Genomic DNA, 14,477 nt, shown 5'->3' on the forward strand with positions numbered 1-14,477 from the left:
CGGGTGCCATAAGAACGGGCAACCGGGCGCAGCGGCAGGCTATTCCATCGCCGACGCGCGAATATTCTCGCGCATGAGAGCGGCGATCGCGCGATGTGACGTGCCCGATGGGACAAAACCTTGCGGGTGCCGGATGGCGTGCCTAAGGTGATCCGCCACGATTACTCGTATCGCCTGATTCGAATATTCGCATTCACCTTGCTGAGATGGGGAACCCGTGTTCGAGAGATTCAGCCGCGCCACCCTCCTGGGAGCGGCGGGCGCGACGCTCATGCTGACCGTCGCGACCAGCCCGGCCTCCGCCGCCTACAACCTGCCGCCCGCGAATCCGTATCTCGGACCGGTCGGCACCGCGACCATGCACGGCGATGCCGAATCCTCCGACGCCACCCCGCTCCCCGGACCCGGCACCGGGAACGTCCGCGCCGACTTCCACGAGGAGGCCGCCGCCTGCCCGACCATCCTGCAAGGAGCCGACGGCTTCCCGCAGGCCCTGTGCACCAAGATCACCGACCGCGCCCCCGAAGTGCTGCTGCTCGACCCCACCAACGGAAACACCCTCGCCACACTGAATCTCACCAAGGGCAGCCTGCTCGGCGGCGTCTACGCCTACCTCGACGAACAGGACCGCATGGTCACCGTCGACGGCAGCGGTGAACTGCTGCGCATCGGACACGAACGCGACGGCAACGGCTGGAAACTGTCCATCACCTCGAGAACACCCATCGCGCAGGCGGTTACCGCGCACTGCGGCGGCGGGGACTGCGATCATGTCGCCGCGGTCATGCCCGACTTCGACGGCCGGGTCTGGTTCGCCACCGATAACGGGGCCGCCGGATTCGCCGACCCCGCCACCGGAACCGCCAAGGCCGTGGAACTCGCCCCCGGGGAAATGGTCGCCAACAGCATCTCCAGCGCACCGCAGGGCGTCACCGTCGCCACCGATCACGCGCTGTACCTGCTGCGCGCGGACTCCTCGGGCAATCCCTATGTGGTGTGGCGGCGCGCCTACGATCGCGGACCCGCGCGCAAACCCGGACAGTTGAGCTGGGGCACCGGCGCGACCCCCACCTTCTTCGGCGCGGGCAGCGGCACCGAATACATCGCCATCACCGACAACGCCGCGACCAAGGAGAATCTGCTCGTCTTCGATACGGCCACCGGTAATACGGTGTGCTCGGTGCCCGCCATCGACGGCACCGAGAACTCCCCCATCGGCGCGGGCAACAGCCTGTTCGTGGCCGGCACCTACGGCTACCCCTATCCACAACTGCCCGCCAACGCCGGACCCAGCCAGCCCGCCGGCGCACCGTTCACCGGCGGTATGACCCGCATCGACGTCACCGGGTCCGGGTGCACCGTGGTGTGGACCAATACCGTTCCCTCCGCGGCGGTTCCGCGCCTGTCGGTCGCCGACGGCAAGATCTACACCATCGCCCGGCACTCCCTGCTCGGTTCGGGCAGCGGCGGTTCGGGCAGCTCGTCCGGCAGCCTGGGCTCGGGCAGCGCGGGCCTGCCCAGCGGCAGCGGCGGCGTCACCGACAACTACAAATACACCGTCATCGACGCCGCCACCGGCCATGTCGAGACCGCACAGACCATCGGCGCCACCACCATTCACGACACCCTGCAAATGGTCGGCACCATCGCCCCCGGCCGCGTGCAATACCAGGGCACCCTGAGCGGACTCTTCCGCATCACCCCGAACTAACCCCGCCGAGATGGCCGGAGATCGGGCGTAATTCGTGCAAGCATGGCAGGCATGTCCGAGCGTCCCGCCTCCGGCGACCTCCAGCCCGCCCCCGGCGGGATCATGGTGGATCCCGCCTGGCATCCGAGTCCGCGCGCGAAATTGCTGTGGGCGATCGGCGCCGCACTGTCGTGGGCGTTCCCCTTCCTGGCCCTGATCATCTGGATGATCGTGGATCCGCACCGGCGCACCTGGCAGCTGTGGATACTCGTAATCGCCGTGCTGGCAGCGATATTCAGCATCGGCGTGGTACCGATGTGGCGGTACGCGGTGCACCGGTGGGAGATCACCGCCGAGGCCGTCTACACCCGGACGGGCTGGTTCACCCAGGAGAGCCGGGTCGCGCCGATCAGCCGCATCCAGACCGTCGACACCTATCGCGGACCGCTGGAACGACTGCTCGGCTTGGCCACGGTGACGGTGACCACCGCATCCTCGGCCGGGGCCGTGCACATCAGCGCACTCGCCCTCGACGATGCCCGGCGCACCGTCACACAGTTGACCGAAATCGCCGCCCGGCATCGCGGAGACGCCACGTGACCGACCCGTTCAACCCCGATCCCGCAGCGCCACAATCGATTCCCGCACCGCCCGCTCCCCCGCCGCCGAGCGCCTCCTGGCAGCGGCTGGATCGGCGCATGCTGCTGGTGCATCCGATCACCGAGCTGATCCGCTTCATCCCGGTGCTGCTGGCCACCCTCATCGCGGGGGCGCGCAGTGACAGCCCGATGTGGAGCCTCGGGGTGGTTGGCATCATCGTTGTCCTGGCCATCACGCGCTGGTTCACCACCACCTATCGGATCACGCCGGACAATGTCGAACTGCGCACCGGATTGATTCAACGCAAGCGACTGTCGGTGCCGCGCACTCGAGTTCGCTCGGTGGACGTGGAAGCCGATCTGCTGCACCGGGCGCTCGGGCTGGCGGTACTGTCCATCGGCACCGGACAGCAGGCCGAGCGCGGAGACCGGTTCAAACTCGATTCGCTCGACGCCGGGCTGGTGCCCGCACTGCGCACCACCCTGCTCGAACACACCCGCGAGCAGGGGCACAATGGCGCGGAATCCGCCGAGCCACAGCGGGATACGGCCGCGACCGGCGGCGTGACGCTGAACAAGCCGGTCGTCGACCTGCCCGCACCGCCCGCGCACGCACCGGTGGAAATCACGCACTGGCAGGCGAATTGGGTGCGCTACGCACCGCTGTCGCTGACCGGGTTCGCCATCATCGCGCCGATCGTCGGCCTGCTCTTCCAATACGGCTTCGCCCGCGTCATCTTCGACTCCAGCGCCGTACAGGGCGTGGAAGACGGTGGCGCACAGGCCATCGCGCTGGCGGTGACCGCGCTGTTCCTGTTCCTGGTGGCCTTCGTCAGCCTGGCGGCCTGCGCCCGCTACCTGACCACCTACTACGGACTGAAGGTCATCGACGACGGCAGCACACTGCATATCCGGCACGGATTGTTCACCACCCGCCAGACCACCCTGGATCTGGCCCGGCTACGCGGTGCGACCGTGAACGAACCGCTGCTGCTGCGCATGGCGGGCGCGGCCGAACTCGAAACCATCATGACGGGCACCAAGTCCCGGCAGAAAATCGTTCCCCAGGCTCCCCGCGCGGCCGTGGATCACACCCTGGCGCATCTGCTCGACAGCACGGCCGTTCTCGACGCGATCGCGCCCGGCGCGGGTCCGGTCCCCGGGGCGAACGGTGCGGTCCGTGGCGAAGCCGAACTCCCGATTCCACCCATCGTCACCGCGGAGCTGCGCTCGCACGGCCCGGCCGCCACCCGCCGCCGCTACACCCGGGCCCTGAGCCTGCCCGGTGTGGCCGCGGTCGTCCTGATCGCGATATCCCTTGCGGGCGGGTCGATTCCGGCATGGATCTGGGTGCTACCGGTGCTGGCGGCCGCCGTGGCCACCGCACTGGCGTGGGATCGCGCGCGGGGTCTGGGCCATACGGTGATTCCCGCGACCGGCGACAACCCCACCTGGCTCATCACGCGCAGCGGCTCGCTCGATCGCGATCGGGATTGTCTGGAGGGCCCCGGCATCATCGGCTGGACGGTGCGGCAATCGTGGTTCCAGCGCCGGGTCGGCCTGGCCACCATCACCGCCGCCACCGCGGCGGGCAAGAAGCGCTATCACGTCATGGACATTCCGCTGGACCAGGTGTGGCCGCTGATCGAGGCCGTCACCCCGGGTCAACTCGGAACCCGCTGAGCCGCATCGCGACTCAGCGGACCGAGCGAGTCACCACTGGCCGGGCTGGTACTCGCCGCCGGTCATGCCCGCGATGACGTTCAAGCGGTTCCAGGCGTTGATGGTGGCGATCAGCGAGATCAGCGCGCCGATCTGGTCATCGTCGTAGTTCTTGCGGACCTGCGCCCAGGTGTCCTCGCTGATGCCCTGGTGGGCGTCGGCCAGGCGGGTGCCCTCCTCGGTCAGCGCCAGCGCGGCGCGCTCGGCCTCGTCGAAGACGGTGGATTCGCGCCACGCGGCGACCATGGCCAGGCGGACGGGGGTCTCACCCGCGTGCGCCGCGTCCTTGGTGTGCATATCCAGGCACATACCGCAGCTGTTGATCTGCGAGGCGCGGATCTTGACCAGTTCCTGGGTGGCCTTGGGCAGGGTGGACTCGTCGACGACGCGGGCCGCGGTCACCAGGCGCTTGTTGAACTTGGCGGCGACTTCATTCTGGTACAGGGCGAAGCGGGTCATTGCGCTGCTCTTTCCACTGGGTTCTTGTTGACTACACAGAAATGACGACGCGGCCCGCACGGGTGTGACATCGATTCCAGATGTAATTTTTCATTCACCTCGAGAAACTTAGATTTCCGCAGATCGAGACGCTGAAAAGTGAGCCGATATTCGCCCGATATGGTAGAAAACACCCAGGTTTTACGAGGGGAGTTGTCATGGAACCAACGGCCGCACAGCGGGCCGCGCTGGGCCAGATCTGCAATACGTTCCTGCCCGGCGACGGGCTCACCCTGCCCGCCGCGACGGAGCTGGGAACGGTCGACACCATCTTCCGGATTCTGGGCCGCAATCCGCGCGAGGCGGAGAAGAAGCAACTGGCGACGCTGCTCGGGCTGTGGGATTCCCGGCTCACCGGCCTGCTCACCGGCAATGGGCCGCGCAAGTTCTCCACACTGTCGCAGGAGCAGCGCGAGCAGGCGCTGCTGAAGCTCGGCGATTCCGGACTGGCACCGGTGCGGGCCATCTTCCAGGCGCTCAAGCAGGCATCGCTGCTGGCCTACAACGTCACCCCGGGACCGACCGGCACGAATCCGCTGTGGAAGGAGATCGGCTATCCGGCTCCGGCGGGACCGTTGCAGAACGCCCCGAAACCGGCGTTGCAACCGCAGCGATACACCGAATCCACCACGCTCACCTGCGATGTCGTGATCATCGGCTCCGGTGCGGGCGGCGGCGCGGCGGCCGCGGTACTCGCCGAGGCCGGACTCGATGTGGTGGTGCTGGAACGCGGAAACTATTACGACGACCGGGATTTCGGCGCGGGCGAACTGGAGGCGCTGACCAGTCTGTACGCGCCCGGCCCCGCCGGATCGGCCGAGGGCCAGATCACCCTGGTCGCCGGAACCTGTCTGGGCGGCGGCACCGTCGTCAACTGGAGCACCTCGCTGCCCACCCCCGATACCGTGCGGCAGGAGTGGGCCGAACTCGGCGCACCGCAATTCGCCGAGGCCGAATACGGTGACGCGCTCGCTGCGGTGTCCAGCCGGATCGGCGTCACGACGGCCAAATCGCAACTGTCACCGCGAGACAGCGTCCTCGAACGCGGCGCACAGGCGCTCGGCTGGGATATCGATGCCCTGCCCCGCAATGTCTCCGACGCCTGCGATGCCGGAATCGAATGCGGCCGTTGCGGTTACGGCTGCCGCGTGGGCGCGAAACAGTCGGTCACCAAGACCTGGCTCGCCGACGCGGCCGGGCACGGCGCACGCCTGGTGGTCGATGCCGATGTACGGCGCATCGAGGTGAAAAACGTTCGTGCCGAAGCGGTTTCGGCGGTCACCTCGAATGGTGCGGAGATCACGGTGTCGGCCCGCGCCGTGGTCGTGGCGGCCGGAGCCATCCAGACGCCCGCCCTGCTGCAGCGGTCCGGATTGAAGAACAAGAACATCGGCCGTCATCTGCGCCTGCATCCGGCCGCGGCGGTCTTCGGCGTCTTCGATGACGAGATCCGGGGCTGGGAAGGCGGTTTGCAGACTCGTATCAGCCGCCACCACGCCGATCTGGACGGTAAGGGTTACGGCGTCATCTACGAGACCGGACCCCTGCACCCGGGTCTGGCCACCGGATTCATGAACTGGCGCGGGGCCGCCGAGCACCGCGCCACCATGCTGGACTTCGCCCGCTCGAACGCCGTCGGCGTCATCACCCGCGACCGCGATTCGGGCACCGTGGAAATCGACAAGACCGGCGAGGCGATCGTCAAATACAAGCTCTCGGATTACGACGCCGGACACCTGCACACCGGAATCACCGGTGCCGCACAGATTCTGGAGGCCGCCGGGGCACGCCGCATCTTCTCCGGGCATCAGGCCGGGGTGTCCTACGAACCCGGCGTGCGCGGCTCGCACGCCGAATTCGAGGCGGCCTGCGAGCGCGCGGGCTACGGCCCCGGACAGTGCGCGCTGGGCGCGTTGCACATCATGGGTTCGGCGCGCATGGGCGGCTCCCCCGAACTCTCGGCCACCAATCCGGACGGGGCCACCTGGGATGTGGCCAATATCGTCGTCGCGGACGGTTCCAGCTTCCCCACCGCACCGGGCGTCAACCCGATGGTCTCCATCGAGGCCATCGCCTATATGAACGCCAAACGCCTTGCCGCACAGCTGACTTAGCTCACAGCGTCGAGTCAGCTCACAGCGACCGGATGCCCTCCAGTACCGCGGTCAGCAGCCCCATATCGGCGGTGCTGCCCGTGGGGGGCGGCGGCGTGCGATACACCAGCCTGCCCTCATCGATCAGATCCCCGATCAGTACCTTGACCACCGCGAGCGGCAGCTGCAGATGCGCCGCCACCTCGGCCACCGAAATCGGGGTGCGGCACATCCGCACGATGGCCGCGTACTCCGGTTCGGTGCGCCGCACGGACGCACCGCGCTGCACATCGACCAACTGCGTCGTCATGGACAGCTCCGGCCGCTGGATGCCGCCGCGGCCGCCGGTCACCGCGAAGAGGCGGACCAGCGGCCCGGAATCCTCCTCGTACCAGTGTTCGCGCGGCTCGTTCATGGCCGTTGCGCGCCGCCCGCGGGATCAGCGTGTGGTGGACGGCGAACCGGATCGACCGACAGATGGGTGCCGACGCGCTGCACGGTCTGATTCATCTCATAGGCCACCAGACCCATATCGGCGGTCTCGGAGGCCAGCAGGGCCAGGCAGGCGTTCTCCCCGGCCGCGGTGATGAACAGCACCGCCTCATCGAGTTCGACCACCGTCTGGCAGACCCCGCCCGCCCTGAAGTGGTGCCCGGCCGACCGCGCCAGACTGTGCAGCGCCGAGGCCATCGCGCCGAAACGCTCCGCCTCCGAATGCTTTTGTCCCTTCGAATAACCGAGCGGCAGGCCGTCGGTGGAGAGCAGCACCGCCACCCGCGCATCGGTCAGCCCGCTGACCATTTCGTCGAGCAGCCAGCCCAGATCGATTCGCTGGAAGGTGGTCATTGTGGTCCTCTCTCGGATTCCGGAGGGTGCTTGCGGCCCTGGCGGGTGCCTTTGGAGATCGCGCTCATGAGATTGCGGGCCTCATCGGCCGTGCGCTGCCGCGGCAGTGCGGACACCACCGGTTCGGCGGCCGTATCCGCACCGGTCCGGCGACTGCGGCGAGGCAGATCCGGGCGAGCGGAATCGGACCGCGGGAGATCGGTATAGGTTCCCGGGCGGTCCGCGTTCGCGTCCGGGTGTTCGGTGTAGACACTGGAGAGCGCGTTCGGCCCCGGTTCCCGGGCGGGCAGACTGGGCCGTGGGAATTCCGGATTCCGTTCGGCGCGAACGGCATTCGACCAGACCGGGGCCAATGATTCGAAGGAATCCGGACCACCGGCGGGCGGCACGGTGGGCGGCGAAGGCACGGCGAACCGGGAGGTCTGCGCGGCGGGCAGACCGCGATGCGGAAACGGCCGCTCATGCCGCGGTGGCCCGGAAGTCTCCAGCACCGCCGACGGAATCAGCACCACGGCGCGCACGCCGCCGTACTCGGATTCCAGCAGTTTCACCGACACAGCATGCCGGGCAGCCAATTTAGCGACCACGAACAGGCCGAGCCGGGTATTGCCGGACAGTGTCGCCACACTGAAGTCCGGCGGATTCGCCAGTAGCGCATTGCGTTCGGCCAACTGGGCCTCGGTCATGCCGAGACCGTGATCGATGACCTCGACCGCGACGCCCCGGCCCACCACCACCGCGGACACCGTGACATCGGACTCCGGCGGCGAACAGGCCGTGGCATTGTCGGTCAGCTCGGCCAGCAGGTGGATGATATCGGCCACCGCGCGACTGGCCACCCACACCTCGGGCAGGCGGCCGGTCCGAATCCTGGTGTAGTCCAGGCTTTCCGCCACCGCACCTCGCACCAGATCGATGAGCGCCACCGGATTACGCCAGCGCCGCCCCGGCTGCTCACCACCCAGAATGATCAGATTCTCGGCATTGCGCCGGGCGCGGGTGGCGAGATGATCGAGCTGGAACAGCAATTCGAGCTGATCGGAGTTCTTCTCCTCGCGCTCGGCGCGATCGAGCAGGCCGAGCTGCCGGTGCACCACCACCTGACTGCGATGCGCGATATTCAGGAAGACCGAGTTGATACCGGCCCGGGTGCGCGCCTCGGCGATCGCCGCCGATACCGCCGCCACGTGGGCGCGGTTGAAGGCATCGGCCACCTGACCCAGCTCATCGGTGCCGAAGTCCAGGCGCGACACCTCGGCCGAGACATCGACATCCTCGCCCGCGCCCAGCCGCTGAATCAGGCCCGGCATCCGCTGATCGGCCAATTCCAGTGTGTCACTGCGCAATCACTTCATCCGGCCGATGAAGCGATTGGCCAGCACGAACGCCGCGCCGAAGGCCAGCAGCGCGATCAGCCCCACCATCGCACCGCCGATGAGCGAATCGCGGGTGGTCGCGGCGCCCTGCCTGCTCGCGATCACGTGCTGATCGCGACTCTGATTCTCCCAGAGCCGCTGCAGGGCCATATTGACCTGCGCCGAAGCCCGCTGCCAATCGTCCAGGCTCACCGGCAACGCGGCGGTCGCCCGGGCGGTGTCGCGCGGCTTCCCGGTCGCGGTCTTCCCGGTCTCGGCCGCATTCCCGGTCGCCGTCGCATCGGTGTCGCCGACCGGACCGCGCAGCAGCAGCGCATCCTGCATGGCGGTGACCTGCTGCCACGCCGAGCCATCGGTGATCGCGTTCAGTTCGGCGAGCCGCTTGCCCTTGAGCACCGTGCCCGCGTACGCCACCTGGGCGCGGAATTCGCCCGCGCGGCGGCTGAATTCGAGCAGTTGCGCACCGGAGAAGATCCCGGTGGTCACCGCCACCGCGCCGATGGTGTCGGCCTGCGACAGCGCTTCGGCGGCACGCAGCGGCTCCACACCGTGCCCGAGTTCGACACCGAGTTTGGCGTTCGGCGCGACCCGGGCCGCCAGCATCGACGCCGAGATAATGGTGCGGATCACCTCGGTGAAGAATCCGAAAACCTGCTCGGGGGTGGCCTGTAGCGAATCCACACCGTTGCGCAGCGTGGGCACCATGCTGAAAAGCTTGTTGTAGCCGTCGATATCGGCCGCCGCGCCATCGGGATTGAGTTTGCGTGCGGCGTCGCCCTTGGTCTTGACCACGGCCAGCGCCTGATCCGAACGCGTACGCGCGGGCGTCAATTGGGCGATCGCGTCGGCGTCACCGGCCAGCCGCAGCATCGACAGCCGCCGCTCCTCCTCGAAGGAGGAGACCATCAGGATCGCGGGGGTCGTGGTGTCGCCGCTGAGTTGGGCCCAGTCCTCGTCATCCTGCGCGGATTTGACCAGGTAACTGGCCGCGCCCGCGCCGATGGCCAGCAGCGTGATGCTGGAGATGAGCACGATCGCGAGCAGCCGGACCCGGATGCTCACCCAGCCCTGAACCCCGCGCTCTATCGAATCGGTCTGCCTGCCAATCGATTTGCGCAGGTTCTGCCAGCTGCCCACCGAAAATCTTCCCGCTCCCGAACGCCGCCGCGCCCCCGATCATGCCGAGCTGCCCAAAATGAGCTGTTCGTCACGCTTTCTCTCGATCGAGAGAGTAACGGAAAGTTCCCGAATCGACTACAGATGCAATTCATTTCGAATGCTAAGGATTTTGCGATTATGCGTTCTCATCAACCCAGCACACCGAAATTGGCTCGAATCACATTGTCCGCGTCCCGATCCCGCTTGAGCACCCGCAACCGCTCCAGCGTGCGCGCGTCGAAGGCCGCCGCCACGGATTCGCCGGGCGCCAGGAAGGTGTACGGCTTCGCACCACTGATATGCGCACCCAATGCCTCGACCAGCGCATTCTGCTTGGCGGAGACCGCATCTCGCAGCTGCGGCACACCCAGGCCCAGCAGGTACACCACGTACTGCTCGGGCAGCGGACCGCGCGCACCCGCACCCGGCAACCCCAGCGCACCACCCAGCTGCCGGACCTGAATATTCAACAGCGGCGCAACCGATTCGCCCAGCAGCACTTTCACGGTCGCGTCATCGAGATCGGTGAGCAATTCCGCGCGCGATACCGACGGGCTCGGCGCGGTCGGCTCGGCGGTGATATCGCCGAGATTCGCCACCGACAGCACCGCGCGGGTATCGGCCACCGCACCGCCGAGCGCATCGATCGCCGCGACCAGTGCGCGCCCCCGCTCCGGATCACCGAGGTAGGCGATATCGATGGCCACCATCTCCGGCGCCTGCGGGAACTGGAACCGCTGGAACCATACGGACAACTCGTCCGGCGCGTGAGAGGTCAACTGCCGGAACAGATCCCACACCTCCTGCAACCGCGCACCGGGCCAGGCCACCCGGCCGCTGTGTCACCGCGGTATTCCACGGCGCGGCCGCCTGCTCGAAATCGGCGTCACCGGGGGTGAGCACCCGGCCGCGAATCGTGCCGCGGAGTTCTTCGAAGCCTCGAAAGCCATTGCGCGCTCCTCATTTTCTCGATGGTCACCAAGAAGACGAGACGGCCGGGCACAGTGTGACCCGAGCCCCGAATCGACCGGACTAGCGCACGGCCTCGATCTCATGGGCGTAGCGGGAGGTCGCCTTCCAGTACAGGTACAGCCCCGGCGGCACCAGTCCGCACAGCAGCAGCGCCATGGTCGGCCAATCACTGATGAGCAGGGCGTCGCCACCCGGCCCGCTGCTCGCGCACACCAGGAAACCCAGCGTCCACACCGTCAGCGGAATGATCATCACCGGAATCCGCCGGCTCACCACCGACATGCCCATCACCAGCAGCACATTCACCACCCCGGCGAGCAGTGCGGTGATCGGCAGCGGAATCGCACCGGCGGTGGTGCTGGTCGAGGCCAGCGGCGCGGCGGCGGCCAAAACCGGCTCACTCATCGGAGCGTTGGCGTGGCCGATGTAGATGGGCAGGTACAGCACCTCGAGCACCAGCGTGATCAGCGCGTCAACGGTGAGGAACAGCCCGATGGCGGCACCCACCCAGGGCCGCCCCGGCACACTGCCCAGGCCGACGCGCTCACCGTGCTTGGCGACGGCGGACGTCACGGCACCGGCGGGAAGCCGAGCAGGGTCAGCAGGTGACTCTGCATATCGACGAATCCGTACAGCACCGACAGATACAGCTCGTGCTGCGCCTGGAAATTGGGGCGCTGACTTTCGACGAACGCCGCGATCGCATTCTGCAGATCCCAGTTGTACATGGCTCAGTGTCTCATCTCGATCGACGGTGAAACCTGTGCGCCGGGCAATCCGGCGAACAGATCGTGCTCACGCCCGTCCGCCCCGACCGGACCGCGCTGCCCGCGCACCAGAATGTAATGCTCCTCCGGCAGCACCGGCTGGGCGATATTGTTCGACAGCGCGAATTCGCGGCCGGACGGCGCGACCGTCACCTGGGTCGCGTGCGCGCGCAGTGCCGCCCGCTTGGCGGCCAGCGCATCCGCCACATCCACCGTGGTGGTGACGGATTCGTGTGGCACACAGGCCAATTCGCCGGTGTGCGGCAGTCGCCAGCCGGGCGGAATCGCACCCGGCAGCTGATCGACCGTGCGCCGCTTGAGCGCCTCGGTATGCATGGCCAGGGTGGCGCTGTCGGTGACGGTCCAGTACGCCTTCGGCGTCTCCCAGCCCCATTCGGCGGCGGAATCGACTGCGGCCATGGTGATCTCATGCGCCCGAATATGATCCGGATGGCCGTACCCGCCGCGCGGGTCATAGCCGACAACCACCTGCGGACGCAGTTCGAGAATGATCTGCACCAGCGCGTCGACCGCCTCCTGACCGGATTTCACGAAGGCGCGCGGATTGCGCGCCGCCGGAGTACCGGCCATACCGGAATCGCGCCAGCGGCCCGCACCACCCAGGAAACGCGGCGGACCCGCATCCAATTCGGCCAGGGCCCTAGACAATTCGAGAATCCGGTAGCCGCCCAGCTGATCGGCCTGATCCGCCACCAGCCGCGCCCACCGCTCCCCGATGACCTCACCCTCCTCACCGAGGGTGCAGGTCACCACCGTCACCGGAATACCGCGCCGCCGATAGTGCGCGATGGTGCCGCCGGTGGTGATGGACTCGTCATCGGGATGCGCGTGCACCAGCAGCAGCCCGCCCTGTCCGGGCCCGAATTCGGTCACGGCAGCCGCCGCCAATTCGCGGCATCGGCGAAGATACCGGTCTGGATCGCGCCGCTCAGCGAGACGCCGTCCACCCGGGGTCCGGCCGCCGCCACCTGCGTGTCCTGCACGATCGGCAGCACCGTCGCCAGATTCCACAGCGCGGGCTCGGAATCACCGATCACCTTGCCGACATCGATCCCGCGCAGCGCCACATCGATACCCGGCTGCAACACCGGATCGCACACCCCGGACAGATTCGACGGGGCCTTCTTCGCGGCATCGGAGACGGTGCTGTCGGTGCCCGTGCCCGAGGCGTCCGGAATCGGCGGCGGCGGGCAGCCGAACCGCGAGGCCAGCGCGGTCGCCGGATCCGCGCCCGCATGCTCCCAGCCCACAATCGCGTCCACCCCGGAATCGGTGGTGTCCTTGCCGTACAGCTGGGCGGCGGCGATGCTGCGCACCATCACATCGATTCCGGCACTGCGCAATTGGTCGGCGGCGGTATTGGCGACGGCCAGCGTGGCGTCATCGCCCTCGACCGCGCCGATCCGGACAGTCAGCGTCTTACCGTTCTTGGCGATCGGACGCGGTTGCGGCGCAGGCGAAGTCGGCGACTGCGTCACCGCGGGCTCGGCCGCCCGGCCGTATCCGGCCTCATTGAGCAGACCGAACACTTCTTCCGAGCTGAGCCGCGGCGGTTGCGTCGCAACGTAACCCGGATCCGAGGGCGCGAGCACCTGTGCGCGCACCGGCTCCACCCAGCTGCCGGTCTGTGCGCCGACGGTGGCCAGCAATACCGGATCCAGCAGTCCCAGAACGGCTTTGCGCACCCGCACATCGGCCAGATCACCGCTGCGGCCATTGAGCACCAGCTGCATCTCCCGGGACTGCGCCTGAATCGCGGTGCGCACCGACGGAATCGCCGCCAACTGCGCCTGCAACGCGACACCGCCGTGCACCAGCGCCATCTGCGCGTCACCGACCCGCAGCGATTCGGCCACCTGCGCCGGAGTTCCACCGCGCCGCAGGAGAATCTGATCCGGCACCGCGGGCTTACCCCAGTACCGGTCATTGCGCTCGAGCAGAATCTCCTCGCGGCCGCGATCGGCCTGCTTGATCCGGAACTGCCCGCCGGAAATCCGAATGGTGTCCACCAGGCCCTGTTCGAACCCGGAATCCTTCACCAGATGCTGCGGCAGCAGATCGGTGAACAATTGCCGCCAGGCCGGATACTCCTCGCGCAGTGTGACGGTGACCGTCTTACCGCCCGCGGACGAACTGACATCCGAAATGAGCCGGTACCCGGCGGGATCCACCACACCGGGCTGCGTGATCATCTGCTGCCACAGGTATTTGAAATCCTCGGCCGCGATCGGAGCGCCATCGGACCAGGACGCCTCGTTCTTGATCTGATAGGTGATGGTGAACGGCTCCTGCGCCGTCACATCCGCCGACACCATCAGCGCCGGATCCAGCACCCAATCCGAACCGCCGGGCACCACGGTATTGGGCACCGACCGGAACGGACTCGGCAGCACCATCGACGACACCGCGGACGTCGCGGGCGAAAGCTGCGACCGCAGATGCGGATTGAACCCGATGCCGATATCGTCCACCGCCACCACCACGGAATTCTTACCGGGCTTGGCGGGCTGCGTCTTCGGACTGTCGGTGGACTCGATCGGCGGTGGCGGATTCGCGGTGCATCCGGTCGCGACCGTCAGCAGGGTCGCGACCATCAAAAGCACCGCACGCAACGATGCGCGCACACCGGCCCCCGTTCTCACGTTCGGCACTCTACCTAATCCGTTTCTGCCCACCAGGGACACCGCGTAGGCACAATTCGCGCGGCCCCGTGAGGCCGAAACTCCCCCCGCCCC

The 14,477-nt window shown here is 67.6% G+C and carries 14 protein-coding genes; 4 read left to right on the plus strand and 10 right to left on the minus strand.

The features are described from left to right. Positions 1–217: 217 nt before the first annotated feature. Genes AB0L82_RS23845 through AB0L82_RS23855 form a run of 3 tightly spaced genes read left to right on the plus strand, consistent with a single transcriptional unit; the run spans position 218 to position 3,972 of the window. Complete coding sequence (locus AB0L82_RS23845; protein WP_364640071.1) at positions 218–1,711, plus strand: hypothetical protein; 1,494 nt, start codon at positions 218–220, stop codon at positions 1,709–1,711. A 51-nt stretch (positions 1,712–1,762) separates the two neighbouring features. Then, complete coding sequence (locus AB0L82_RS23850; protein WP_364640074.1) at positions 1,763–2,290, plus strand: PH domain-containing protein; 528 nt, start codon at positions 1,763–1,765, stop codon at positions 2,288–2,290. Beyond that, the gene (locus tag AB0L82_RS23855) at positions 2,287–3,972 is read left to right on the plus strand and encodes a PH domain-containing protein (protein WP_364640077.1); all 1,686 of its coding nucleotides are present in this window, start codon (positions 2,287–2,289) and stop codon (positions 3,970–3,972) included. The genes AB0L82_RS23850 and AB0L82_RS23855 overlap by 4 nt, the downstream gene beginning before the upstream one ends. Before the next feature lie 30 nt (positions 3,973–4,002). Here the strand turns inward: AB0L82_RS23855 and AB0L82_RS23860 are convergent, their stop codons facing one another. Further along, entirely contained in the window at positions 4,003–4,470 is a 468-nt protein-coding gene (locus AB0L82_RS23860; RefSeq protein WP_364640080.1) for a carboxymuconolactone decarboxylase family protein, read from the minus strand. 197 nt (positions 4,471–4,667) lie between these two features. Here AB0L82_RS23860 and AB0L82_RS23865 point away from each other — a divergent pair, with 197 nt between their 5' ends. Continuing rightward, complete coding sequence (locus AB0L82_RS23865) at positions 4,668–6,623, plus strand: GMC family oxidoreductase (RefSeq protein ID WP_364640083.1); 1,956 nt, start codon at positions 4,668–4,670, stop codon at positions 6,621–6,623. Between the two features lie 19 nt (positions 6,624–6,642). Here AB0L82_RS23865 and AB0L82_RS23870 read toward each other — a convergent pair whose 3' ends face one another. The 9 genes from AB0L82_RS23870 to AB0L82_RS23910 all read right to left on the minus strand — a co-directional run bounded on the left by AB0L82_RS23870 (position 6,643) and on the right by AB0L82_RS23910 (position 14,336). After that, positions 6,643–7,017 carry a DUF742 domain-containing protein gene (locus tag AB0L82_RS23870; protein WP_364640086.1) on the minus strand — a complete coding sequence of 125 codons (375 nt, stop codon included), beginning with the start codon at positions 7,015–7,017 and terminating at the stop codon, positions 6,643–6,645. After that, entirely contained in the window at positions 7,014–7,448 is a 435-nt protein-coding gene (locus tag AB0L82_RS23875; protein WP_364640089.1) for a roadblock/LC7 domain-containing protein, read from the minus strand. Before AB0L82_RS23875 ends, AB0L82_RS23870 begins: the two co-directional genes overlap by 4 nt. After that, positions 7,445–8,794: an ATP-binding protein gene (locus AB0L82_RS23880; protein ID WP_364640092.1), complete on the minus strand. Its 1,350-nt coding sequence runs from the start codon at positions 8,792–8,794 to the stop codon at positions 7,445–7,447. The genes AB0L82_RS23875 and AB0L82_RS23880 overlap by 4 nt, the downstream gene beginning before the upstream one ends. Further along, the gene (locus tag AB0L82_RS23885) at positions 8,795–9,961 is read right to left on the minus strand and encodes a nitrate- and nitrite sensing domain-containing protein (protein ID WP_364640095.1); all 1,167 of its coding nucleotides are present in this window, start codon (positions 9,959–9,961) and stop codon (positions 8,795–8,797) included. A gap of 170 nt (positions 9,962–10,131) precedes the next feature. Further along, entirely contained in the window at positions 10,132–10,812 is a 681-nt protein-coding gene (locus AB0L82_RS23890) for a hypothetical protein (protein ID WP_364640098.1), read from the minus strand. A gap of 202 nt (positions 10,813–11,014) precedes the next feature. Next, positions 11,015–11,527 (minus strand): hypothetical protein, encoded by a 513-nt coding sequence (locus AB0L82_RS23895; protein WP_364640101.1) that lies wholly within the window; start codon positions 11,525–11,527, stop codon positions 11,015–11,017. Further along, positions 11,524–11,682 carry a hypothetical protein gene (locus tag AB0L82_RS23900; protein WP_194852736.1) on the minus strand — a complete coding sequence of 53 codons (159 nt, stop codon included), beginning with the start codon at positions 11,680–11,682 and terminating at the stop codon, positions 11,524–11,526. The genes AB0L82_RS23895 and AB0L82_RS23900 overlap by 4 nt, the downstream gene beginning before the upstream one ends. A gap of 3 nt (positions 11,683–11,685) precedes the next feature. Then, entirely contained in the window at positions 11,686–12,615 is a 930-nt protein-coding gene (gene mshB / locus AB0L82_RS23905; protein ID WP_364640105.1) for an N-acetyl-1-D-myo-inositol-2-amino-2-deoxy-alpha-D-glucopyranoside deacetylase, read from the minus strand. After that, the gene (locus AB0L82_RS23910; RefSeq protein ID WP_364640515.1) at positions 12,612–14,336 is read right to left on the minus strand and encodes an ABC transporter family substrate-binding protein; all 1,725 of its coding nucleotides are present in this window, start codon (positions 14,334–14,336) and stop codon (positions 12,612–12,614) included. Before AB0L82_RS23910 ends, mshB begins: the two co-directional genes overlap by 4 nt. Between the last annotated feature and the right edge of the window lie 141 nt (positions 14,337–14,477).

Source organism: Nocardia sp. NPDC052001 (assembly GCF_040680615.1).
Lineage (GTDB): Bacteria > Actinomycetota > Actinomycetes > Mycobacteriales > Mycobacteriaceae > Nocardia.

What these genes read in the sequence shown, in the direction of transcription:
- AB0L82_RS23860 (WP_364640080.1), bottom strand. Translation starts at nt 4,470, where the DNA reads ATGACCCGCTTCGCCCTGTACCAGAATGAAGTCGCCGCCAAGTTCAAC.
- AB0L82_RS23865 (WP_364640083.1), top strand. Translation starts at nt 4,668, where the DNA reads ATGGAACCAACGGCCGCACAGCGGGCCGCGCTGGGCCAGATCTGCAAT.
- AB0L82_RS23850 (WP_364640074.1), top strand. Translation starts at nt 1,763, where the DNA reads ATGTCCGAGCGTCCCGCCTCCGGCGACCTCCAGCCCGCCCCCGGCGGG.
- AB0L82_RS23875 (WP_364640089.1), bottom strand. Translation starts at nt 7,448, where the DNA reads ATGACCACCTTCCAGCGAATCGATCTGGGCTGGCTGCTCGACGAAATG.
- AB0L82_RS23870 (WP_364640086.1), bottom strand. Translation starts at nt 7,017, where the DNA reads ATGAACGAGCCGCGCGAACACTGGTACGAGGAGGATTCCGGGCCGCTG.
- AB0L82_RS23900 (WP_194852736.1), bottom strand. Translation starts at nt 11,682, where the DNA reads ATGTACAACTGGGATCTGCAGAATGCGATCGCGGCGTTCGTCGAAAGT.
- AB0L82_RS23910 (WP_364640515.1), bottom strand. Translation starts at nt 14,336, where the DNA reads ATGGTCGCGACCCTGCTGACGGTCGCGACCGGATGCACCGCGAATCCG.